This is a genomic window from Aeromonas bestiarum, from assembly GCF_028751155.1.
GTDB lineage: Bacteria > Pseudomonadota > Gammaproteobacteria > Enterobacterales > Aeromonadaceae > Aeromonas > Aeromonas bestiarum.
This window is the reverse complement of the sequence record NZ_CP064746.1, coordinates 837,765-860,487: the sequence shown is the minus strand read 5'-3', so window position 1 is coordinate 860,487 and position 22,723 is coordinate 837,765. Positions and strand designations below refer to the sequence as shown.

Sequence of the window (22,723 nt, the reverse complement as noted above, 5' to 3'; positions counted from 1 at the left end):
TGACAAGAGAGATAGGGTTCATGCTCACTCTCCAAACCGTACGCGCGGATCGACCAGAGCAACGCAGATATCGGAAACGATATTGCCCACCAGCATCAACATGGAGGTGATGGCCAGTATGCCCATGACGGTGGGGTAATCTCGCTCGACGATCGCCTCGTAGCCGAGCAGGCCTATACCGTCGATGTTGAAGATGGTCTCGATGAGGAAGGAGCCGCCGAAGAAGACGGTGAGCACGGACCCCAGGTGACTGGCGATGGGGATCAGGCTGTTGCGCATGGCATGATCGGTCACCGCCTTGCGAAACGGCAGCCCCTTGGCCACGGCGGTACGCACGTAATCCGCCGACAGGTTCTCCATCAGGCTGTTCTTCATGGTCATGGTGAGGATGGCAAAATCCCCGATGGCGTAGGCGATGAGCGGCAGCAGGGCATGGGCGAAGACGGTGCGGATCTGGTCCCAACTGCTCTCCATGGAATCGAAATCGTCCCCCGGAAAACCGCCCATGGGCAGCCACTCCAGATGGAAGGCGAAGACTGTGATGAGGAAGATCCCCACCACGTAAGCGGGTAGCGCATAGGCCATGTAGATGAGCATGGAGCTGAGCGAATCGAAGCGGCTGTTGTGCCTGAGGGCCTTGGCTACCCCGAGTGGTATGGATACCGCGTAGCTCAGCAGAAAGGTGGCCAGCCCGAAGAAGGCGGTCACCGGCAACCTCTCCTTGATGAGGCCCCACACCGGCTCGTAATAGCGGGTCGATTCGCCGAGATCCAGCACGGCCAGCTTCTGCAGCCACTCCCAATAGGCGACCAGCATGGGCTTGTCGAGGCCGTAAAAGGCCTTGAGCTCCTCGATCTGCTCATCGGAGAGTGCCTGTGCCCCCTTGCTGCCACTGGAGCGTCCGGTCTCGTTTTGTGACACCTGCGCCTGCAGCAACATGCGTTCGACCGGGCCGCCCGGCACGAAACGGGTGATGGTGAAGACGAGCAGGGTGATACCGAGAAACGTCGGGATGATCAAAAGCATCCGACGTAAGAAATACGACAGCATGGTGAAACCTCGTCCTTGTTGTTCTTTTATGGCCAGTCACATCCGGTGACGGGCCTCTCCTTCCTGGCATTACTCACTGGATAGGCTGTTATTGGCAGACAATCCGCTGGGTCACTGTAAAAGCTCTGCAACAAAAATCAAGTAGAACGAAGAGGGCAGCATCTGCCTTTGGCAAATAGCAGAATTTACTGTGAGTTTTTTATGAAAACCCCAACTTCAAGATAAAAAACTACTCACAGAGCAATTCAACCATCGTTTAAATTTTAAATTAAAATAATAAAAAACAACCACAAAAACAAAAATGCTTTATTAAACATGGCATTAAATGAAAACTCATTAATTTACCCTATCTATATACACAAGTTTTAATTTCGCCAAACACCAAGTCTGAACAGAAACACAACACACCACAAAAACAGCTAATAATTCTATATAAGCAGCCTTTTACAAGATAAATATCAAGGGGACAGATCCCTTATCGATAAGTTCAAAATTAATCAATAAAATGGAAACACATCGATTTAACACCGATTTCACATCGTAAATGAATGCCAAGTCAGAATTAAAAACTGGCAATGGCGAACTAATAAAACATAGTCATCTTATTGCCCACCCCTACCCCATCCATACCGCCTCAATTGACGTCCACATCGAAAGCTTGATAAGCCTTACGCATCGCTCCAACGAGGGCGGTATGGAAGCAAACAAAAAAACAACCAGGAAGGATATAGCGATGCTTAGGAAAAGCAGACTCTCTGCTGCCGTTGCGTTTGCCTTGGCGAGCGCGGCAGTGGTAGTTACCCCCGCCATGGCCGAAGAAAGCCAAAACGTCGAAAAACTGCAGAAAATCAAGGTTACCGGCTCCCGCATCTCCCGTGTCGAGGTGGAAGGTGCCACCCCGGTCGTCGCCATCACCAAGGCCAAGATCGAACAATCCGGTCAGCAGACAGTGGCCGACTACCTGAAGCAGGCCTCTTACAACTCCTTCGGCAGCATCTCCCCCTCCTCCGGCAGCTCTGCTCAATCCCAGGCCACCGTTAGCTTGCGTGGTCTCGGCTCCGAGCGCACCCTGGTGCTGCTCAATGGCAAGCGGGTCGCCGGCTCCCCTTCCATGGGGGGCAGCTCCATCAACCTGAACTCCATTCCCATGGCAGCCGTTGAACGGGTGGAAGTGAACCTGGATGGCGGCTCGGCACTGTATGGTTCCGACGCCATCGGTGGTGTCATCAACGTCATCCTGAAACAGGATTATGAAGGGCTGGAATTCCAGGGTCGCATCGGCTCTCCCACCGAAGAGGGCGGCGACGAGAAGAGTGGCTCCATCGTCAGCGGCATCACAGGGGAGAAAGGCGCCCTGATGATGGTGTACGAGCACGACGTCAAGGACGAGATCTACTACAAGGATCGCGACTATCTGGCCCGTGAAGGTGCCTCTGCACCCAGCCTGTATGGCCGCAACATCAAGGGCATCGATGCCGCCACCGGCAAGACGGTTACCCGTACCCTGGATGGCATCGACTGTGCCAATACCGGCCCCGGCTTCGTGCCGGTCGGTACCGCCTGTCGCTTCGACTTTGCCCAGGTCGCCGCCAAGACAGCCTCCCGCACCCGGGATACTGTCTATGTAAATGGCCGCTATCACATCAATGACAGCGTCGACTTCGTCCCCCAGCTGATCGGCTCGCGGGTCACCAGCTTTGGCCGCTTCGCTCCGGCAGCCGGTCCCTTCTCCATCGACGGCACCACTCCGGGCGGCGCCCAGCTGCTGGCCGACAACGGCTTCATCGGCGAGAAGGCCACCGTTTACTACCGCTTCAGCAACGTCGGTCCCCGTGACAATGACGTCACCGACCTGACCGGCAGCATGAACCTGGGCTTCGAAGGCACGCTGCCGACCGAAGCGGTGGGTGATGTGGAGTGGAATGCGGGTTACATGTATTCCAAGACCGACAACAAGAGCCGCGGCACCGGCTATGTACTGAACCCGGCGGTCCAGCAGGAGGTCGACAGCGGTAACTTCAAGAACGGCGAGTTCTCCAGTGCCGCCACCGACAGCCTCTCCTACGACACCAGCCGCACCTCCAAGATGGACTTCTTCCAGTGGTACGGCGGTCTGGGCTGGAGCATGGGTGAACTGCCGGCCGGCCCAATCGGCTGGTACCTGGGGGCTGAGTACAACGACTGGGTCTACTCCGACACCTATGACAGCCAGTCAGCGGCAGGCAACGTCATCGGTTCCTCCGGTAACTCGGGTGGTGGCGTACGCGACGTCTTCGCCGCCTACATCGAGAGCCTGATCCCCATCACCGAGCAGGTTGAACTGAACCTGGCCGGGCGTTTCGACAAGTACAGCGATTTTGGCAGTGCCTTCTCACCCAAGGCGAGCCTGCGCTATCAGCCGCTGGACAACCTGCTGTTCCGTACCTCCTGGTCACAATCCTTCCGTGCTCCGGGTCTGGAAGACCTGTACGCGGCCGACGCAGACTCCGCCGACTTTGCCAAGGACTATGTCTCCTGCCAGGCAAACGGCGTGGCCAATTGCCCGGAAGAGCAGTACACCACGGTTCGTCAGTCCAACAAGAACCTGAAGGAAGAGACGGCTGACACCTTCGGCATAGGTACGGCGTATAGCCCGATCGACGATCTCAACCTCTCGCTGGATTACTACTACATCAAGATCGATGACGTGATCCAGCTGGCAACCACCCAGACCCAGTTCTATCAGGAGCTTAATACCGGCAGCAACCCGAACGTCATTCGCGATGCCAACGGCGATGTCGAGCAGGTCTATGCCGGCATGGTCAACCTGGGGCAACTCAAGACCAGCGGTCTGGATTTCAAGGCGGACTACAAGTACGACTTCGACGTCGTGACAGTGCGCTACGACTTCGGCAGCACCTACATTCTGAAATATGAAGAGGGTCTGTTCGCCGGTGGTCCCATGGTCGACAAGAAGGGCTGGAACGCCAAGCCTGACCTGCGCTTCAATTCAGGTATCGGTGCCAATGTACCCCAGTGGTGGAACATGGACGCCTACCTGAGTGCCAGCTACATCGACTCCCAGAGCCAGGACTACGTGGATGGTCAGCAAGAGGGCCATATCGCCTCCCAGACCACCTGGAACCTGAACGTCGGTGTGGACACCCCCTGGAACGGCAAGCTGCAAGCCGGTGTGAAGAACATGTTCAACGTAGGCCCCTCGCTCTCCAGTGACGGCTTCACCTACGAAGAAGAGCTCTACAGCATCGATGGGCGCATCGTCTACCTCGACTACACCCAGAAGTTCTAATCAACCTCGTTGATATACAACCCAAGCCGGCCCGGTCGGGCCGGCTTTGCCCAAGGTTCCAAGGAAGTTACGGAGATAGGGTAATCCTATGAAGACAAGGACAATTACAATGAAGAAAGCGCTCCTCGGCAGCCTGGTTTCGGCCGCCTTGCTGACCAGCTTCAATCTGAGTGCCGCCTCTGCCGGTCAGGCAGTGGACGCTCAAGCCGCCACCGACAATGCATCCAAAGTTTCCCAGCAGAAGATCGACAACTACGCCGAGTCTGCCGAGTCTGCCCTGGCGCAGTACAAGGCCGCCTTGCGTCAGGTCGACAGTCTGCGCACCTACAACGAGCAAGTGGGCAAGATGGTCGACTCCCAGACCACAGAGCTGGCCTCGATGCAGCGCCAGATCGCCCAGATCGACCAGACCAGCACCGAAGTGGTGCCCCTGATGCTCAAGATGATCGACTCCCTCGATCAGTTCGTCTCTCTGGATCTGCCGTTCCAGAAGGTCGAGCGGGAGGACCGCGTGGCGGCCCTGACCGATCTGATGAACCGGGCCGATGTCACCATCTCCGAGAAGTACCGCAAGATCCTGGAGGCCTACCAGATCGAGGAGGGCTTCAGCCGAACCATAGAATCCTACAAGGCCAGTCTGGACAAGGCCGGCACCGAGAAGACCTATGAGTTCCTGCGGGTCGGCCGCATCGCCTTGCTCTACCAGTCCCCGGATGGCAATGAGACCGGCATGTGGAACAAGAAGACCCGTCAATGGGAAGAGTTGCCCCAGGAGTATCGCAGTGCAGTAGAACAGGGCTTGCGTATCGCCAAGAAGCAGGCGCCCCCCGCGCTCATCAAGCTGCCGGTTCAAACTGCGGAGAAAACATCATGAAAGGAATCAAACTTGCCATTGCCTCCCTGATCGCGGGAGCCACCCTGATCACTCTGCCGGTGACTGCCGCCGAGAAACCGGTGGACTTGAACGCCCTGCTCAATCAGGTCAAGGCCGCCAGTACCAGCGAATCCCAGCTCAACAAGGAGCGGGAAGCCCGCTTCCTGGCAGACAAGAACGAGCAAGGCGCCCTGCTGGCCAAGGCCAAGGCGGAGCTTGCCGCCGAAACCGCCAAGGGGGAGAAGCTCAAGGCCACCTTCGATGCCAACGACAAACAGCTGACCGAGCTGACCGACACCCTGCGCCAGCGTTCCGGCAACATGGGCGAGATGTTTGGCGTGCTGCGCCAGTTTGCCGGTGAGTTCAAGGGGATCTTCAACGCCTCAGCCCGCCGGGTCGAACACCCGGAACAGGCGGAGCTGCTGACCCGCCTGGCAGAAAGCAAGGAGCTGCCCTCCAGCGATGATCTGAGCGCCTTCTGGACCACCACCCTCAGCCGCATGGTCGATGGCGGCAAGGTGAGCCAGATACAGGCAACCGTGGTGTACGGCGAGGGCAACCAGGCCGAGAAGACGGTCACCCAGATAGGTGAGTTCAATACCGTCTCCGAGGGCAAGTACCTCACGTTCGTGCCGGAAACCGGCAAGTTCGAGCAGTTGCCCCGTCAACCGGATAAGGGGGTGCTGGAGCCCATCGCCGAGTTTGAGCAGGGTGGCGGTGGCGTCAAGCCCATCTTCGTCGACCCGTCTCGCGGCGTGATCCTCTCCCTGCTGGTTCAATCCCCCACCTTCAAGGAGCGGGTCGATCAGGGTGGTGAAGTGGGTTACGTCATCATGGTGCTCGGCGTGCTCGGCACCCTGCTGGCCCTGTTCTGCGGCGCCCGCCTCTCCCTCATCGGCGGATCCATGCGCAAGCAGCTGAAATCCAATCAGATCATCAAGGGCAACCCCATAGGCGACATGCTGGGGGCTTACCAGAACCATCGTGGCGACAACATTGAGGATCTGGAATCCAAGCTCGACGAGATCATACTGCGCAACGTGCCCAAGTTCGAGAAGGGCATCAGCATCATCAAGCTGATCGCCTCGGTCGCACCGCTGCTGGGTCTGCTCGGTACCGTGGTCGGGATGATAGCCACCTTCCAGGCCATCACATTGTTTGGTACCGGCGATCCCAAGCTGATGGCGGGCGGTATCTCCGAGGCCCTGGTCACCACCATGCAAGGTCTGGTCGTGGCCGTGCCCATGCTGTTCCTCTACACCATAGTGCAGACCCAGAGCCGCCGTCTCATCCAGATCCTGGAAGAGCAGAGCGCCGGTTTCGTCGCCCGCTATCAGGAAAATCTGCACGCCGCCAAGGCCGCAGCCTAAGGAGTCACCCATGTGGTTCTGGTTGATTGAAGAAGTCGAGTCGGTCCGCCGGTTTCTGGGATTGGGGGGCGACGTACTGGTCGCCCTGTTCTTCCTGACCCTGCTGATGTGGGCCCTGCTGCTGGAACGCTGGTTCTACTTCATGACCGTCTATCCCAAGCAGGTGAAGCAGACCAAAGCCGCCTGGCTGGCCCGCAGCGACCACCTCTCCTGGTCCGCCAGGCAGATCCGGCGCGAGCTGGTCTCCCGGGTCGCCATGGCGGTGGACAAGGGAATGCCGGTCATCAAGGTACTGATTGCGCTCTGCCCGCTGATGGGGCTGCTGGGAACCGTGGTCGGCATGGTGCAGGTGTTTGACACCCTGGCCATCACGGGCACCGGCTCTCCCAGGGCGATGGCCTCGGGCATCTCAAAAGCGACGGTACCGACCATGGCGGGCATGATTGCCGCCCTTTCCGGCCTGTTTTTTGTCAACCAGCTCGATCACAAGGCCAAGCTGGCGGTCGAGAAGCTGGAAGACAACCTGAAACACGGTTGATGCAGGATGCACTCCCCCGCCGGGCGCGAGTCTGGCGGGGGCACAGAACAAGCAAGGAGTTTTTGCCATGAGAAAACGTCACAGCGACAGCAGTGCTGATGAGGCGGCCATCGATTTGACCCCCATGCTGGACATAGTGTTCATCATGCTGATCTTCTTCATCGTCACCACCTCGTTCGTCAAGGAGTCCGGTGTGGAGATCAACCGCCCGAGCGCCAGCACGGCCGAGACGGTGAAGAAGGGGAACATCATGGTTGCGGTCCGTGAAAACGGCCAGGTCTGGGTCGACAAGCGCATCGTCGAAGTGGGCGCAGTGCGCGCCAACATAGAGCGGCTGCGAGCCGAGAACCCGGAGAGCGCCGTGGTGATCCAGGCCGATACCGAATCCCGTTCAGGTCTGGTGGTCCAGGTCATGGATCAGATCCGCATGGCCGGTGTCCAGAACATCTCCATCGCGGCGAGCAAGAGCAGCTGATGCCGGAGCGAGCACCATGAGATACCTGATATCGTTGGCTGTCTCCTGTGTGGTGGTGTTCTTCCTGTTTCTGGGAATGAACAAGCTCATCACACCGGATCACCGGGAGTTGGTGGAATCCGAAGACGTCAGCATGACCGACTTCATTCGGGTTCGCCCTCAGGAGACACTGCAAGAGAGACAACGCGAGCTGCCCAAACCGCCGCCCCCGAACCGGCCGCCTCCCCCTCCCGAGATGGAAGTGGCCAGCACGGATCGGCCGCAGATGGAGAGCTCGCCGATGGACATGCCCAAACTCGACATCCCGGTCAACATAGGCGGCGGCAACGCCCTCGGTGCCTACAGTACCGGTGGCGGTGGTGGCGGCATGGGTGGCAACAACGGCGCCATCCCGATGGCGACCTTCGAACCCATGATGCCCCGCAAGGCGGCGCTGGCAGGACTCGCCTCCGGCAAGGTGCTGGTGGAGTTCACCGTCACCGAACGCGGCACCGTCAGCAACGTGCGGATCGTGAAAGAAGAGCCCCGCAGCTATGACCTCGGCAAGGAGGCGCGCAAGACCATCGCCAAATGGACGTTCAAACCGGCCATGGTCGATGGCAAGGCGCAGGCCACCCGCATGCAGCAAGAAATCGAGTTTGCGGTCAACTAAGGAAGGTGGCGATGAAAAAGTTACATACCCTGATCCTCGCCCCGGTCGCCATGGCGGTGCTGCTTTGCACCGCCAGCTGGGCCGCCGAGCAGCCTGCCCTCTCTGACCGCGCCTACCGCGCGGTCAACAAGGCACAGGCACTGATCACCGAGAAGAAATACGGCGAGGCCAATGCCAAGCTGCAGGAGGCGCTGTCCGGCGCCGGCGAGCGGGTCTACGACAAGGGGGTGATACTGCAGACCCTGGGCTTCGTGGCGGCGCAGCAGGAGAAGTACGGTCAGGCGACCAAGTACTTCGCCGATGCCATCGCCACCGGCGGCCTGCCGCAACCCGTGGCCCAGCAGGTGCGCTACAACCTGGCCCAGCTCTACATGGCGGAGGGCAATTTCAAGGCCTCCATCAGCACCATGAATCAGTGGTTTGCGAGCCTGGGCAAGGACGAGAAGCCGACCCCGCACGCCTACATCACCCTGGCCAACGCCCATGTGCAGCTCAAGCAATATCGGGAAGCCATACCGGCGGTGGACAATGCGATCAAGCTCTCCGCCGGCAAGGCACCGGAATCCTGGTATCTGCTCAAGATGGCGGCCCACTACGAGCTGAAACAGTACAAGCCGGCCACCGAAGTGTTGACCGCTCTGGTCGACCGCTATCCGGAGAAGAAGAAGTACTGGACCCAGCTGTCGGCCATGCACATGCAGGCGGGCAACGATGGCAAGGCACTGGCGGCGCTGGAGGCCGCCTACAACCTCGGCATGCTGACCGAGGCGGCCGAATTGCAACGCCTGGCCAACTACCTGGCCTTCGCCGGCATTCCCCACCGCGCCGCCCGCGTGATGGAGAAGGCGATGAAGGAGGGCACCATAGAGAGCAACGCGGCCAACTACAAGGCGCTGGCCAACTACTGGCATCAGGCCAAGGAGCTGGATCCCGCCATCGATACCCTGGCGAGATCCTACAAGCTGGCTCCGGATGCCGAGCTGCAACTGAAGATGGCGCGCATGATGATCCAGAGCAAACGCTATCAGGATCTGGTGGCCCTGGCCGCCAAGCCTGCGGCCAATGCCAATGGTGAACAGCGCGCCGATCTCAAGTTCCTGACCGGGGTCGCCTATTTTGAGCAACAGAAGCCGAAGGAGGCGCTCAGCGCCTTCACCCAGGCCGCCCAGAATGGCAACGTCAGTGGCCGCGCCTCCCCCTGGATCAACTTCCTCAAGGAGCAAGGGGGCGGCGCCCTCACTCAATAAACAAGGCCCCGACCTAGCGCAGCAAGGGGGCGGCGCCGTCACTCAATAAACAAGGCCCCGGCCTAGCGCAGCAGGGTGGCGCAGTCCCCCTAGAGGCGCGAACCGCGTGACGGCCCGGCCACCCGGCCTCGGCCATCACGTCATGGCACCCGGCAGGGCAGGCGCCCTCCCCGCCCGTCGCAGATAACAAGGGGTTCGCCCCGCAGGTTGCCTTGGTGGCAATTGGCCGCTCTTCGGAGCGGTCTTTTTTATTCCCCTCTTTATATATTCCGCCATAAAAAAATCCGGAGCCTGGGCTCCGGATTGTCATGCCGCTTGCTGGTGCTGCCTTGCTACGAATGGCGTCGGCAGCCCAGATTTCATGCAGGGGTTATCAGTAACTACATACCAGCTTCCAGCTGCCATCGGTGGCCTTGGGTTCGCTGCTGGTCCACCAGTTCGCCTGCCATACCACCTTGTTGTTGGTCATGCGATCGCCGCCATTGGCGTGATCCCCTTGCGGCCAGCTCGGATAGGCCTTGTAGGCCGCCGGGTTGACGTTCTGGCTGCTGCAGGTGGCGCCGCCCGGATTCTCGCCGCCACCCGAGCCCAGTACGGCCTCCGGCAGGGTCGGGAACTCGGCCTTGAGCCCTATGGTCTGGCTGCCGCTGATGATGCGCATGCCGCTCGGCACGCCGGCGGCCGGCAGATAGTAGGTCATGGCGACTTCGACCTCGGCACCCGGTGCCAGGGTCTGCCAGCTCGGCAGCGTCATGGCGACCTTGTGGAAGTCCTTCTCGTTGGCGATGCCTTCGGAGTTGTCGTTGCCACCGCTCTCCACCACCTTGAGCCCCATACCGCTCTGATCCGTGATGGTGTCAGAGGTGGAAGTGGGGACCAGGAACTCGATCCTGGCGCCGCCCGGGATGGTCTGGGTCGACTTGTTGACCAGCTTGAGTTTCGGGTTGATCGGGTAGTTGGAGTCCCCTTCCTTGAAGCCGGAGAGGCTCACGGCGATGTCGAGCTGGGCGCTCGGTGCCGCCAGATCGTTCTGCCTGGTGTTGTACTTGGTCGCCTTGGCGAACTTCTCGTAAGCAAGGGTAGTCAGAGTGCTGCCCATGCCGTACTCGTTCTTGGCCGGATCGAAGGCGTAGTCGCCTGCCATCTCCCAGAACATGACGCCCCCCAGACCCCGCTTGATGATGTAGTCCAGCTTGTGACCCATGGACTCTTCATCTTCGGTGGAGAGGAACACCTTCTTCTCCGCGTTCCACAGCCAGGGCGCCTGCGCCTTGTCATCGTAGTAACGCACGTACTTGCCCTGCATCACGTGGGCCGGATTGTTGGGATCCAGACCCCAGGCCGTGCCGTAGCTCGGCAGAGTCGTGATGCCGAGGCTGGCCGCGTTCTCCAGGTTCTTGGCATGCCACATGGGCACGGCGCCACCGCCTATCTCCTTGCCGTTCTTGTCCAGATCGTGCCAGATGTTGTCGATGCCGACCGCCCCGTTGCCGCACGGAATCGTGCTGCCACCCGTGCCGGGCTGACACTCGTTCTGGCTCGGCAGGGCCGCCTTGCCGCCCAGCCCGTTGCTGCCGCCGCTCACCCCTTGCCAGCCGCGGGTGTAATAGGGCACACCCACGTTGATCTTGCCGGCCGCCAGGGCGCCACGGAAGTAGTGGGCCGACCAGGCCGCGTTCAGATAACCGATGCCGCCGAACTGGGCCTGGCTATAGACGCCCCAGTGGGAGAGCTCGGGATCGGCATTGTTGTCGAACAGGGCCGCGTTGTGACCGACGAAGTGGTTCCAGGCGCCGTGGAAGTCATAGGTCATCAGGTTGACGTAGTCGAGGTACTGGGTGACCTGGAAGTTCTCCATGCCGCGCAGCAGGTAGGCCGACGCCGGCGAGGCTATGGTCAGCATGTACTTGCGACCGTCCTCGGTGCCGGCATTGTCGAGCCGCGCCCGCAGGGTCTTCATCAGCACCTCGTAGTTGGCGAACAGCTTGGCCCGGCACTGGTTGGAGAGCGGGAAGTCGTTGGGGTTGCCCGCATCCTTCATGGAGGTGGGGTACTCGTAGTCCACGTCCACCCCATCGAAGCCGTACTGGCGAATGAAGCTCACCGCCGAGTCGGCAAAGGCGCTGATGCCGGCGGTATTGACCGAGCAGTCACCCTTGGTGGTGGCGGTGTAGAAGCCACGGGTATCGGCCCAGCCTCCCACCGAGATCAGGGTCTTCACGTCCGGATATTGCTTCTTGTACTTCGACAGCAGGTTGAAGTGGCCCTGATAGGCGAATTCCGGGTCCATTTCGGCGCCCGGCACCCCGTTCCAGGTCATCTTGGTGGCGGCGTCGTCCACCTTGATCAGGTGGCTCTGCTCATCCACAGCCGCGAAGGCATAGTTGATGTGGGTGATCTTGTCCCAGGGGATGTCGCTCACCAGATAGGAGGGCAGACCGTTCTTGCCGGTGCGCCAGGAGGTGAAGTAGCCGATGACGCGACGGGCATGGTCATCCCCCATGCACTCGTAACCGTCCGGGCGATAGATCTGGCGGATGTCGCAGGAGAGGTTGCCACCTGTGGGTGGCAAGGCCGCCTCTTCCACCTGCACGTCGACCTGGGCCGACTCGCCGATGAGGTTCTCCTTGTCGGTCGCCACCAGCTTGAGGCCGGCAGCGCCCTTGCTCTGGGGCGTCCAGTTCACCTGCCAGGGGGCGCTGGTGTCTTCACCCACCTTCTTGCCATCGACGAACAGCTCGACCCTGGCCACGTCGTTGTTGGCATCGGTGACATTGCCACTGACCGCCACGCTGCGACCCAGGGTCACCTTGGCGCCGCTGGCCGGGCTGCTGATGCTCACCCTGGGCGCCTCAGGCGCCACCACGGCGTTGACGCTGAAACTGGCATCCGCCTCGCTCAGCAGCTTGCCATCCTTGTCCAGCCCACGAGATTTGAGTTGATGGGGGCCGACACCGGTAGCAACCCAGCCGGCCGACCAGGGGGATGCACTGCTCAAGGCGACCTGCTTGCCATCGACCAGATACTCGACCTTGACCAGGGCGCTGCTGTTGCCGCTCAGGGTCACAGCGAGCGCCACCGATGCGCCCTCGTTGAAAGCGCTACCAACGGCGGGCGAACTGATCGCCAGTCCGAGCGCCGGTGGTGGCACCTCGCCGCCATAGAGCTTCCAGGCATCGGCCCAGACCACTCCCACCCCGGGAGCGTAGTGATAGGGCGAGGCCCCGCACCAGCCGGAGTAGGGAAATTCTTTGCATTCGTAGAGGGAGCCTGCGTTGCTGACGATATCGCCAGCCTTGTAGGCGGTGCCGGCCTGATAGGCGGGATAAGACGCGGCTTGTGCCCAGGCGGGCATGGCAGCCAGGGCCACCAGCATGGCAAGCCTGCTGGGCCTAAAGGTCTGTTGCATATTGTTATCTTCCTTGTTTTGTCTTGGCATTGGTCACCAGGACAAAGAACAATCGCAACCTGCGTGATGGGGGGCAGACAACTGGCAATGGACCTGCCACAGACACCACCCTCACCCCGGGAAGCCCCGCTATCTGGATCGACTGATCTTGAGACCGGAGGCATTGCGTCCCGGCATCTCGGCCGGTTTGCCCTTTACCTGGGTTCCGTGAGGAACAAGCCGAGTATAGGAATCAAGCAGCCGAGTCTCAATCTTCATTCTCGAAGAAAAATATGTGGATGCCAGCCAGATCACAGTTTCCCGCCTTGAGTGAATTAATGATTTTGTCATTAATTTCATACTGTTAGCCAAGTCAAAAAAACCGAGATTGCCCTCATTTGCATCCCCGTAATGTGCGTTGGCTCACTGGTATGACATGCCGGAAATGTGACAATGCGCGCCCTTGGCCAATGAGCCAAGGCTATGGATACACTGGCAAAAATAAAAAAGGAACCGTTATGAAAGGAACACGTACCCTGCTGTCGCTGGCCGTGGGGCTTGCGCTCGCGTCCCCGTCCCTCCATGCCGCCGGCTTCAGCTGCCCGGCCGACAGTGCCCTCACCCCCATCCCCGTCATTCAGGGCAGCGGCGACAAGAGTCCGCTCATTCCCAGCGACAAGTTCGAGAGCCCCCAGAGCGTCATGGTCAAGGCGGTGGTCTCTGGCCTCGGCGAGAGCCTCAACAAGGGATTCTACCTGCAGGACGTGCAGGGCGATGGCAACCCCCAGACCTCGGACGGCATCTTCGTCTACCTCAACGACAAGAACTTCGCCAGCAAGTACCCGGACATCAAGCCGGGTGCCGAAGTCTGCCTGGAGGCCAAGGTCGAGGAGTACTACAACCACACCCAGCTCAAGCCGGTCGCTGACAGCGGCACCCCGCGCCTGCGAGTCCTCGCCCAGGGGACGGCCCCTGCCGCCGTGCCGCTGCGGGTACTGGAAAACGAGACCCTGGCCCGGGCGCTGGAGCGTCACGAAGGGATGCGGGTGCGCCTCGATGCTGACAGCGAGCTCAAGATAAGCCGCAACTTCAGCTATGACTACGCCGCCAAACGCAACAACCTGGTGCTCTCCCACCAGGCGCCGCTGATGAAGCCGACCCAGCTGCACGATGCCGACAGCAAGGCCGCCAAGGCACTGGCCAAGGCCAACGCCAACAACCGGGTGTTCCTCGAATCGGACTTCAAGGCCGCTGACGGCAAACTGCCCTGGCTGCCGGCCTGGGAACCGGAGCAGGGTTACCTGCGCATCGGCGATGCCCCGGTCAACCTGGATGCGCTGGTGGGCTACAGCTACAACGAGTACCGGCTGATAGTGCCGCAGGATCAGGTGATCACCGCCGGCGATCTGCTGCGCACCAGCGACAACGACCGCCAGAGCGCCCCGGCCCGTGCCGATGGCACCGATCTGCGCGTCGGCAGCTTCAACGTGCTCAACTACTTCACCAGCCACTCCAGCGTGGGCGGTGCCCTCAACGTGCTGTGCAAGGATCAGGCGGATGCGGACAGCGCCAAGGGCTGCAACCGCGGTGCCAAGAACCTGGAAGACTTCCAGCTGCAGCGCACCAAGATAGTCAACGCCATCACGGAGATGGATGCCGACCTGCTCGGCCTGATGGAGATGGAGAACAACGGCTTCGACAGCCACTCCGCCATCAGTGATCTGGTGCAAAGCCTCAACGCCCAGCAGAAGGATGCCAGCAAGCAGTACGCCTTCGTGGCCCTGCCCAAGGCGCTGCTTGGCAACGAGCGCTTCTTCGGCGGCGACGCCATCATGGTGGCCATGATCTACCGATCCGCCAAGCTGACGCCGCAGGGGGATGCCGGCGTCATCACGCTGCCGGTGCAGAAATACCTGGATGCGAAAGGGGTCGAGAAACAGGCCTCCCAGCGTGACTCCCTGGTGCAGAGCTTCACCGTCGAGGGCAGCAAGGAGCCGCTGACCCTGGTGGTCAACCACCTGAAATCCAAGGGATCCGGCTGCCTGGAGAACCTGGACGGCAAGGAGCCGGCCGATCTGCAGGGCAAGTGCACCGAGTTCAGGGTCAGCGCCACCAAGGTGCTGGGCGAGGCGGTGAACAAACTGCCGGGCCAGGTGCTGCTGGTGGGGGATTTCAACTCCTACGCCCGGGAAGATGCGATCCGGGTGCTGACCGACTATGTGCCGACCGAGGGCCAGCGCAAGATAGTCTCCGCCTCCCAGACCTTCCTCGGCGCTCAGGTCTTTGAGCAGACCGGCAGCGAGGTGAGCAAGAGCTACGGCCTGGTGGACATGAACGTCAAGTTCAACAAGGAGAAGGCCATCTCCTACAGCTACGAGGCCGAGCTCGGCACCCTGGACTATGCCCTCGCCAACCCGGCGCTGGCCAGCAAGGTAGTGGCGGTCGCCGACTGGCACATCAACTCGTTCGAGAGCAACCTGTTCGAGTACGGCCGTGACTTCAGCGGCGACATGATCAAGTCCGGCAACCCGTTCAGCGCCTCCGACCATGATCCCATCATCGTCGACCTCAAGCTGAAGGAAGAGAGCAACGGCGGTGGTGGAGCCATGGGCGCCCTGCTGCTGGCCCTGCTGCCGCTGGCCTGGCGTCGCCGCCGCGGCTGATGCAGCCTTGCCATAACGCCAAAAGCCCGCTGCGATGCGGGCTTTTTTACGGGCAAGAAACGGGCTGGACGCAAGAATGAGCCAAAACAAAAAGGCCACCGCGATAACGGTGGCCTTTCGGCTTCTTGTAACAAGAATTTGGTGGAGCTACGCGGGATCGAACCGCGGACCTCTTGCATGCCATGCAAGCGCTCTCCCAGCTGAGCTATAACCCCAAATTTCGTACTCGACAAATGGTTCTGGCGGCCATCTGTCGCAAATAGTGGTGGAGCTACGCGGGATCGAACCGCGGACCTCTTGCATGCCATGCAAGCGCTCTCCCAGCTGAGCTATAACCCCAAATTCTTTCTTCATTAGACAACCGGTTCTGGCGGCCGGTTGCCCTTTACTGCAAATAGTGGTGGAGCTACGCGGGATCGAACCGCGGACCTCTTGCATGCCATGCAAGCGCTCTCCCAGCTGAGCTATAACCCCACAAAGGTCGGCCTGGGTGATACACACCGCACTGCCCTGGGTACTTCATCTTCAATCAGGAACCTGGTGGAGCTACGCGGGATCGAACCGCGGACCTCTTGCATGCCATGCAAGCGCTCTCCCAGCTGAGCTATAACCCCTTGGATTCCAGATTGTTCGAGGAGAATTTGGTGGAGCTACGCGGGATCGAACCGCGGACCTCTTGCATGCCATGCAAGCGCTCTCCCAGCTGAGCTATAACCCCAACTCACCTCGGCGCTACCAAAGTTATCTCCGGCAACGGAGGCGCATGATAGGCATCACCCGCTTTGCTGTCAACCCAAAAATAACGCCGATTGGCGCGTTTAGTCAAAATTCAATCAGTTAGCTGTTTTTACCGGCAACCTTACCGCTATCTCGCTGTTTTATGTCACAAATCTGGTTAGCCAACAAAAACAAAGGGCCCCCTCGCGGGAGCCCTTTTGCATGCCATCACAGGCACTTATTCAGCAGCCATACGCGCTTCGATATACGCCAGGGCGCGATCAATGCGGGCGAGTACCCGCTCCTTGCCCACCAGCGCCATCACGGCGTCGATGCCGGGGGAGAGATTACCCCAGACCGGTGACGGCAATGTGCGACGGCAAGCTTACTCGGCGGCCATGCGTGCTTCGATATACGCCAAAGCGCGGTCGATGCGGGCGAGTACCCGCTCCTTGCCCACCAGCGCCATCACGGCGTCGATGCCAGGGGACTGGCCCAGCCCGGTGACGGCGACGCGCAGCGGCATGCCGACCTTGCCCATGCCCTGACCCAGCTCGGCGGCGGTCGCTTCGATCAGCTCGTGCAGCGCCTCTGTGGTCCAAGTTTCCAGCGCCGCCAGCTTGGCCTTGGCCAGGGTCAGCGGCTCGGCAGCCACACCGCGCAGGTGCTTCTTGGCGGCCGCTTCGTCGATGGCCTCGTACTCTTCGAACAGATAGCGGCTCTGGGCGGCCATCTCCACCAGGGTATTGCAGCGCTCGGCCAGCAAAGTGACGACCTCGGCCAGGGCCGGGCCCTTGCTGGTGTCTATCTGCTGGTTCGCCATGTGCCAGGCCAGGTGCTTGGCCACATAAGCCGGATCCAGGCTGCGCATGTAGTGGTTGTTCAGCCACAACAGCTTGTCGGTGTTGAAGGCGGAGGCGGACTTGGAGATGGCATCCAGGCTGAACAGCTTGATCATCTCGTCCAGGGTGAAGATCTCCTGATCGCCGTGGGACCAGCCCAGACGCACCAGATAGTTCAGCAGGGCTTCCGGCAGGTAGCCGTCATCGCGGTACTGCATCACTGAGACGGCGCCGTGGCGCTTGGACAGCTTGGCACCGTCGTCGCCCAGGATCATGGAGACGTGGGCAAACTCAGGCACAGGCGCGTTCAGGGCCTTGTAGATGTTGATCTGACGCGGGGTGTTGTTGATGTGGTCTTCGCCACGCACCACGTGGGTGATCTCCATGTCCCAGTCATCGACCACCACGCAGAAGTTGTAGGTCGGCGCACCATCGGTACGGCGGATGATGAGATCGTCCAGCTCTGTGTTGGCAAACTCGATGCGGCCACGGACGTGGTCATCGAATACGACGGAACCTTCGGTCGGGTTGCGGAAGCGAATGACGTGCGGCGCATCGGCCGGGTGATCGTGGGCCGCATCACGGCACTTGCCGTCATAGCGGGGCTTCTCGCCGCTGGCCATCTGGCCTTCGCGCAGCGCGTCCAGGCGCTCACGGGAGCAATAGCACTTGTAGGCGCGGCCATCGGCCAGCATCTCGTCGATGATGCCGTTGTAGCGATCGAAACGCTTGGTCTGGTAGTAGGGGCCCTCATCCCAGTTCAGCTCCAGCCATTCCATGCCCTCAATGATGGCGTCGATCGCCTCCTGAGTGGAACGTTCCAGGTCGGTATCCTCAATACGCAGCACGAACTCACCGCCCTGGCTCTTTGCAAACAACCAGGAATAGAGTGCGGTACGGGCACCGCCGACATGCAAAAAGCCGGTCGGGCTGGGAGCAAAACGGGTTTTGACTTTCATCTTTAAGCCTTGTGTAGAGGGCCTTGGGCCAATTCGTTAGAAAAAACCGTCGCATTTTAGCACTCAGAATCCCGGATGGGAAAACCATGAGGCGGCGGCGCGCTAAAGTAGGGGGTTAAATTGGCCGGGCGACCGCTTGGCACCTGATATTTGAGGGGGATCGCAAAACAGAAGCGCCATTTCCGATTTGCTATGGGAAGTGTTGGAGAGCTGCCTCCTCCGGCCGATATTCAAATAACTCTCACACTACTTCTCACGAAACAAGGAAGAGACGATGCAGTTCCGTTCTATCCAGAATCGCATTCTGGTGATGGCCGGGATCGCCATGACCACAGCCCTGGTCATATTGATCCTGCTCAACCAGTATTCCGGTCAACAGACCCAACAGCTGACCATCAGTTCCAGCCGTGCTGCCCTGCAGCAGGAGGCCTGGCAGAAGGTCAGTGCCAATGCGCGCGCCGAGGCCGCCACCATCACCCAGTTGCTGCAAAAGGGACTCTCCTATACCCAGCAGATGGCCAGTGCCCTCGCCCTGCAACAGGAGGGCAAGCTGCCGCTGGATCGCCAGCAGGCCACGGATCTGCTCAAGGCACAGCTCAACCTGGAACCGCAACTGTATGGCGCCTTCGCCGGCTTCGAGCCGAACGGCTTCGACGGCCAGGACGCCGCCTTCGCCGGTCAGACGGCGCTGGGCAGCGACAGCCAGGGCCGCTTCGTCCCCTACTTCTACCGTGACAAGGATCAGATAGGCACAGACCTGCTGCTCTCCATCGAGAAGAGCGATGCCGACGAATTTGGCAATCCGGCCAACGACTACTACGCCTGCCCGAAACGGGAGGGGCGCTCCTGTCTCATCGATCCCTTCAAGGTGGACATCAACGGCCAGCAGGTGCTGGTGAGCACCATCACCACCCCCATCATGGTGGCGGGTCAGTTCAAGGGCGTCGCCGCGCTGGATCTGGCGGTGGATTCCATCAGCCGGCAGGCCCAGTCCCTCAACAGCAACATCTATGACGGCAAGGGCGAGACCCTGATCGTCAGCGCCGCCGGCGTCATCACCGGCACCAGCGGCGATGCCAGCCTGCTGGGCAGCCGGGCCGACAAGCTGCTCGGCAACCAGTGGCAGCAGTATCTGAAACCGGAAGTGCAGCGCCAGGAGCTGGACGAGTCGTTTCGTATCTCTGTACCCATCATGGTGCCGGGCATGAGCCGCAACTGGGCCATCATAGTCACCCTGCCCTACAAGGTGGTGCTGGCAGGCGCCGACCAGCTGGAGAGCCAGCTGAGCGACATGAACCGGGCCGCCATGACCCAGCAACTGGTGGGCGCCCTCATAGTGCTGGTACTGGCGCTGGCCACCATGCTGGTGATAGCCCGCAGCATCACGGGCCCTATCCGCCAGATGGTCAGCCTGGTGGATGATATCGCCGATGGCGAGGGAGATCTCACCAAGCGCCTCACCACCCGCTCAGTCGACGAGCTGGGGGATCTCGCCAAGGGCATCAACCGCTTCATCGACAAGTTGCAGGTGTTGCTGGGGGATGTGCTGAAAACCGCCAGCGAGGTGAATCGCCACGCCGGCGATACCGACCGCATCGCCGGCCAGACCGACACCAACCTGCAGCATCACCAGGCGGAGATGGAGCAGATGCTGACCGCGGTGCAGGAGATGTCCTATGTCAGCCAGGAGGTGGCCACCCACGCCAACAACACAGCCGACTCGGCCAAGCAGGCACAGGGGGCGGCGGATCAGGGCAAGGTACGCTTCCAGCAGGTGATCCAGTCGATGCACAAGGTGGCGGCCGAGGCCGGCAAGGGGGCCGAAGTGGTCGAGGGGCTGGCCCACGACAGCGAGCAGATCACCAGCATACTGACCGTGATCCAGGGCATAGCCGATCAGACCAACCTGCTGGCGCTCAACGCCGCCATCGAGGCGGCCCGCGCCGGTGAGCAGGGCCGCGGCTTTGCGGTGGTGGCCGACGAGGTGCGCAAGCTGGCGGGCAACACCCAGCAGGCGGTGCAGAACACCCAGGAGCTGATCGAGAAGATCCGTCACAGCTCGACCAACGCGGTCAACGCCATCCAGCAGAGCCAGCAGCTGACCCACCAGGCGGTGGGTGAGGCGGATCTGGCGGAAGAGGCGCTGGGCAGCATCTACAAGGCCATCTCCACCATCAACGACATGACCTACCAGATAGCCTCCGCCGCCGAGGAGCAGAGCTCGGTTTCCGAGACGGTGTCCGGCAATCTGTCAAAAACCAACGCACTGGCCAACGACATCGCTCAGGATGCGACCGAAACGGCCAAAGCCAGCCAGGCATTGCGTCAGGCGGCCGAGCGTTTACAGCAATTACTGGGACAATTTCGTCTCAGCTGATAATTTTCCTCTCGCGGACTCTCCCCCTCGGGGGCGAGTCCGTTTACCATAGGCAAGGAATTTGCCTGATGGCAGGCAATGTAGTGAGAGGTAAATGCCGTGCCCACCCCGGACCGTCGCCCACGTGGCCATAACAGACGAGCCCAGCAGCGTCGACAAGACGAATCACAAGGATCCCTGCTCCATCGTATCAATGCCGCTACCCTGCCCCTGCGCCAGCGCATAGGCCAGGGGATGCGTGGCCTTGGCCAGCGCGGCCAGGAGGCCAAAGCAGGCAAATTCAAGCTGACCAGCCCGCTGCCCCGCAAACACACCATAGGCCTGCTGGTCCTGGTGCCCATCTGGCTGCTGTTGCTGGCCTGGGAGCCCGCGCCTGCTGCCCCGAAAGTCGCCCCGTCCGGCTCGCTCGAGGTCCCCCTCGCCGTGCCCGCCCAGGCCCTGACGGCCGGCAATGGCAGTTCGACCGCCGCCAAGCCGGTCGAAGAGAAAGTGGACGGCACCTGGCTGCAGCACGACGTGCAGGCCGGCGAGACCCTCTACTCCATCTGGCGCAAGTTCGAGCTGCCGGGGGCCGAGCTCAGCCGGCTGATCGCCATCGAAGGGCCTGATCGCCCGCTGACCCGGCTGCAATCGGGCAAGTCGGTGTTCATCCTGATCGATGACAATCGCCGCATCCAGCGGGTCGAGATCCGCTCCTACGGTCAGGCCATCTACCGCTATGACCGACAGGGCGAAGGGTTCGCCCTCAAGGAGTGATGAAACGGGAGGCCATGGCCTCCCGTTTTTTTGACCTGACGCCATGAAATAAGCCGCTGACTTCACAATATTTTTAGCTTGCTCAAAAAATGAAAAGCGCCAAATTGACAAGGGATCGCGCTCACGTACAATCGTTTGTGCTTTAGACAGGGATTGTTCTACATGCTACTGGGACAAATTGACGTGGTCAGTCATGCTGCAACCCCTGATTTCTAGGCAAATGCTGCCCAACAAGGCTTAGTTTCATTTTGTTATAGATAGGACTTACCACATGTCTGACATTCGCACCGGCCAAGTAAAATGGTTCAATGAGACCAAGGGTTTTGGCTTTATCGAGCAATCCCAGGGACCGGACGTTTTCGTTCACTTCTCCTCCATCCAGAGCACAGGCTTCAAAACCCTGGCTGAAGGTCAAAAAGTCCAGTTCACTGTGACCCAGGGCAAAAAAGGCCCTCAGGCTGAGAACGTTACCCTGCTCTAAGCCACGCCAGTGAGCCTGTAGGAGGAGACTTGCTCCTCCTATTTTTTTGTCTGTCATTCCCCGTCCCACAGCGCTACCGGTTATCGAGTCTCGCCCGCCTTGCCTGGCCGCCTTGTTTCGCCTCTCCTTTACTGCTGCTCATCCACCACGGCTGACGCCTATCGCCAGCGCATGACTGCAGATGCTGCCCACAGGTGAGGCATGTGAGCATGATGATATGTGAGCAGGCCCGAGACGCTGGACGCCGAGCAGACCAAGAGAAACGCGCCAAATAGCGGATATGCGAATGCATCGCAGCGCGATACGGGGAGGGATCAAAAGGAAAGAATGCAACTACGAAGAGAAATTGGAGCGGGAAACGAGACTCGAACTCGCGACCCCAGCCTTGGCAAGGCGTGGATCATGCTCTGCCAACTGGATGTGGCAATGAGTGTATTGAAATATTGGATTCGTGAACTTCGAAGAGAAATTGGAGCGGGAAACGAGACTCGAACTCGCGACCCCGACCTTGGCAAGGTCGTGCTCTACCAACTGAGCTATTCCCGCAACAGGATGTCACTTGCAAATGTGTTGGAGCGGGAAACGAGACTCGAACTCGCGACCCCGACCTTGGCAAGGTCGTGCTCTACCAACTGAGCTATTCCCGCAACAGGATGTCACATTGCAAATGTTTGGAGCGGGAAACGAGACTCGAACTCGCGACCCCGACCTTGGCAAGGTCGTGCTCTACCAACTGAGCTATTCCCGCAACATAAATGGTCGTTTTGCGCTGGTGAAGATGATTGGAGCGGGAAACGAGACTCGAACTCGCGACCCCGACCTTGGCAAGGTCGTGCTCTACCAACTGAGCTATTCCCGCATCGGGCTGGATTGAACCAGTTTCATCATCACATTTTGGAGCGGGAAACGAGACTCGAACTCGCGACCCCGACCTTGGCAAGGTCGTGCTCTACCAACTGAGCTATTCCCGCACACACCATAAAATGGCATCAAAACAAATCGTGCAGAATTTGGTTGCTTGCGCTACTGCACGGGAGCCGAATTA

Annotated in this window: 15 protein-coding genes, 10 tRNA genes and 1 riboswitch; of the genes, 11 read left to right on the top strand and 14 right to left on the bottom strand. The window is 60.2% G+C overall.

Annotated elements, in window-relative coordinates:
* Positions 1–24: 24 nt before the first annotated feature.
* Complete coding sequence (locus IU367_RS04240; protein WP_337999332.1) at positions 25–1,050, bottom strand: ABC transporter permease subunit; 1,026 nt, start codon at positions 1,048–1,050, stop codon at positions 25–27.
* A gap of 733 nt (positions 1,051–1,783) precedes the next feature.
* Between IU367_RS04240 and IU367_RS04235 the strand changes: the two genes are divergently transcribed.
* The 7 genes from IU367_RS04235 (at position 1,784) to IU367_RS04205 (ending at position 9,495) form a co-directional block, all read left to right on the top strand.
* Positions 1,784–4,339, top strand: coding sequence for a TonB-dependent receptor (locus IU367_RS04235; RefSeq protein WP_274453516.1), 2,556 nt, complete (start codon positions 1,784–1,786; stop codon positions 4,337–4,339).
* 109 nt (positions 4,340–4,448) lie between these two features.
* Positions 4,449–5,213 (top strand): DUF3450 domain-containing protein, encoded by a 765-nt coding sequence (locus tag IU367_RS04230; RefSeq protein ID WP_098982590.1) that lies wholly within the window; start codon positions 4,449–4,451, stop codon positions 5,211–5,213.
* Positions 5,210–6,583, top strand: a complete 1,374-nt coding sequence (locus tag IU367_RS04225; protein ID WP_274453513.1) for a MotA/TolQ/ExbB proton channel family protein — start codon at positions 5,210–5,212, stop codon at positions 6,581–6,583. The genes IU367_RS04230 and IU367_RS04225 overlap by 4 nt, the downstream gene beginning before the upstream one ends.
* Positions 6,584–6,593: 10 nt before the next feature.
* The gene (locus tag IU367_RS04220; protein WP_043138094.1) at positions 6,594–7,121 is read left to right on the top strand and encodes a MotA/TolQ/ExbB proton channel family protein; all 528 of its coding nucleotides are present in this window, start codon (positions 6,594–6,596) and stop codon (positions 7,119–7,121) included.
* A gap of 67 nt (positions 7,122–7,188) precedes the next feature.
* Complete coding sequence (locus tag IU367_RS04215; protein WP_010633018.1) at positions 7,189–7,596, top strand: ExbD/TolR family protein; 408 nt, start codon at positions 7,189–7,191, stop codon at positions 7,594–7,596.
* Between the two features lie 16 nt (positions 7,597–7,612).
* The gene (locus IU367_RS04210) at positions 7,613–8,248 is read left to right on the top strand and encodes an energy transducer TonB (protein WP_043138091.1); all 636 of its coding nucleotides are present in this window, start codon (positions 7,613–7,615) and stop codon (positions 8,246–8,248) included.
* An 11-nt stretch (positions 8,249–8,259) separates the two neighbouring features.
* Entirely contained in the window at positions 8,260–9,495 is a 1,236-nt protein-coding gene (locus IU367_RS04205) for a tetratricopeptide repeat protein (RefSeq protein WP_274453512.1), read from the top strand.
* Between the two features lie 373 nt (positions 9,496–9,868).
* On the opposite strand, the gene IU367_RS04200 is transcribed toward IU367_RS04205, so the two are convergent.
* Positions 9,869–12,904, bottom strand: a complete 3,036-nt coding sequence (locus IU367_RS04200; RefSeq protein ID WP_420796492.1) for a glycosyl hydrolase family 18 protein — start codon at positions 12,902–12,904, stop codon at positions 9,869–9,871.
* Between the two features lie 116 nt (positions 12,905–13,020).
* A riboswitch (cyclic di-GMP riboswitch) is annotated at positions 13,021–13,106 on the bottom strand.
* A gap of 295 nt (positions 13,107–13,401) precedes the next feature.
* On the opposite strand from IU367_RS04200, the gene IU367_RS04195 reads away from it, so the two are divergent.
* Positions 13,402–15,546, top strand: a complete 2,145-nt coding sequence (locus IU367_RS04195; protein ID WP_274453511.1) for an ExeM/NucH family extracellular endonuclease — start codon at positions 13,402–13,404, stop codon at positions 15,544–15,546.
* A gap of 139 nt (positions 15,547–15,685) precedes the next feature.
* On the opposite strand, the gene IU367_RS04190 is transcribed toward IU367_RS04195, so the two are convergent.
* From IU367_RS04190 to gltX, 7 genes are all read right to left on the bottom strand, one after another.
* Positions 15,686–15,761 (bottom strand) — tRNA-Ala (locus IU367_RS04190).
* A gap of 48 nt (positions 15,762–15,809) precedes the next feature.
* Positions 15,810–15,885: transfer RNA gene (locus IU367_RS04185), tRNA-Ala, on the bottom strand.
* Positions 15,886–15,944: 59 nt separating this feature from the next.
* Positions 15,945–16,020, bottom strand: a tRNA-Ala gene (locus tag IU367_RS04180).
* 64 nt (positions 16,021–16,084) lie between these two features.
* Positions 16,085–16,160: transfer RNA gene (locus IU367_RS04175), tRNA-Ala, on the bottom strand.
* Positions 16,161–16,188: 28 nt separating this feature from the next.
* Positions 16,189–16,264 (bottom strand) — tRNA-Ala (locus IU367_RS04170).
* 237 nt (positions 16,265–16,501) lie between these two features.
* A complete protein-coding gene (locus tag IU367_RS04165; RefSeq protein ID WP_223955721.1) occupies positions 16,502–16,633 on the bottom strand; it encodes a glutamyl-tRNA synthetase in 132 nt (43 codons plus the stop codon).
* 15 nt (positions 16,634–16,648) lie between these two features.
* Positions 16,649–18,064 (bottom strand): glutamate--tRNA ligase, encoded by a 1,416-nt coding sequence (gene gltX, locus IU367_RS04160; protein ID WP_098982580.1) that lies wholly within the window; start codon positions 18,062–18,064, stop codon positions 16,649–16,651.
* Between the two features lie 274 nt (positions 18,065–18,338).
* Between gltX and IU367_RS04155 the strand changes: the two genes are divergently transcribed.
* The 3 genes from IU367_RS04155 to IU367_RS04145 all read left to right on the top strand — a co-directional run bounded on the left by IU367_RS04155 (position 18,339) and on the right by IU367_RS04145 (position 21,678).
* On the top strand, positions 18,339–20,441 hold the full coding sequence (locus IU367_RS04155; RefSeq protein ID WP_241278636.1) for a methyl-accepting chemotaxis protein: 2,103 nt from the start codon (positions 18,339–18,341) through the stop codon (positions 20,439–20,441).
* A gap of 99 nt (positions 20,442–20,540) precedes the next feature.
* On the top strand, positions 20,541–21,197 hold the full coding sequence (locus tag IU367_RS04150; RefSeq protein WP_043556257.1) for a LysM-like peptidoglycan-binding domain-containing protein: 657 nt from the start codon (positions 20,541–20,543) through the stop codon (positions 21,195–21,197).
* 271 nt (positions 21,198–21,468) lie between these two features.
* Positions 21,469–21,678: a cold-shock protein gene (locus IU367_RS04145; RefSeq protein WP_005327092.1), complete on the top strand. Its 210-nt coding sequence runs from the start codon at positions 21,469–21,471 to the stop codon at positions 21,676–21,678.
* 470 nt (positions 21,679–22,148) lie between these two features.
* Here IU367_RS04145 and IU367_RS04140 read toward each other — a convergent pair.
* The 5 genes from IU367_RS04140 to IU367_RS04120 all read right to left on the bottom strand — a co-directional run bounded on the left by IU367_RS04140 (position 22,149) and on the right by IU367_RS04120 (position 22,649).
* A tRNA-Gly gene (locus IU367_RS04140) sits at positions 22,149–22,224 on the bottom strand.
* Positions 22,225–22,249: 25 nt separating this feature from the next.
* Positions 22,250–22,325, bottom strand: a tRNA-Gly gene (locus IU367_RS04135).
* Positions 22,326–22,350: 25 nt separating this feature from the next.
* A tRNA-Gly gene (locus IU367_RS04130) sits at positions 22,351–22,426 on the bottom strand.
* Between the two features lie 35 nt (positions 22,427–22,461).
* Positions 22,462–22,537 (bottom strand) — tRNA-Gly (locus tag IU367_RS04125).
* 36 nt (positions 22,538–22,573) lie between these two features.
* A tRNA-Gly gene (locus tag IU367_RS04120) sits at positions 22,574–22,649 on the bottom strand.
* Positions 22,650–22,723 lie beyond the last annotated feature (74 nt).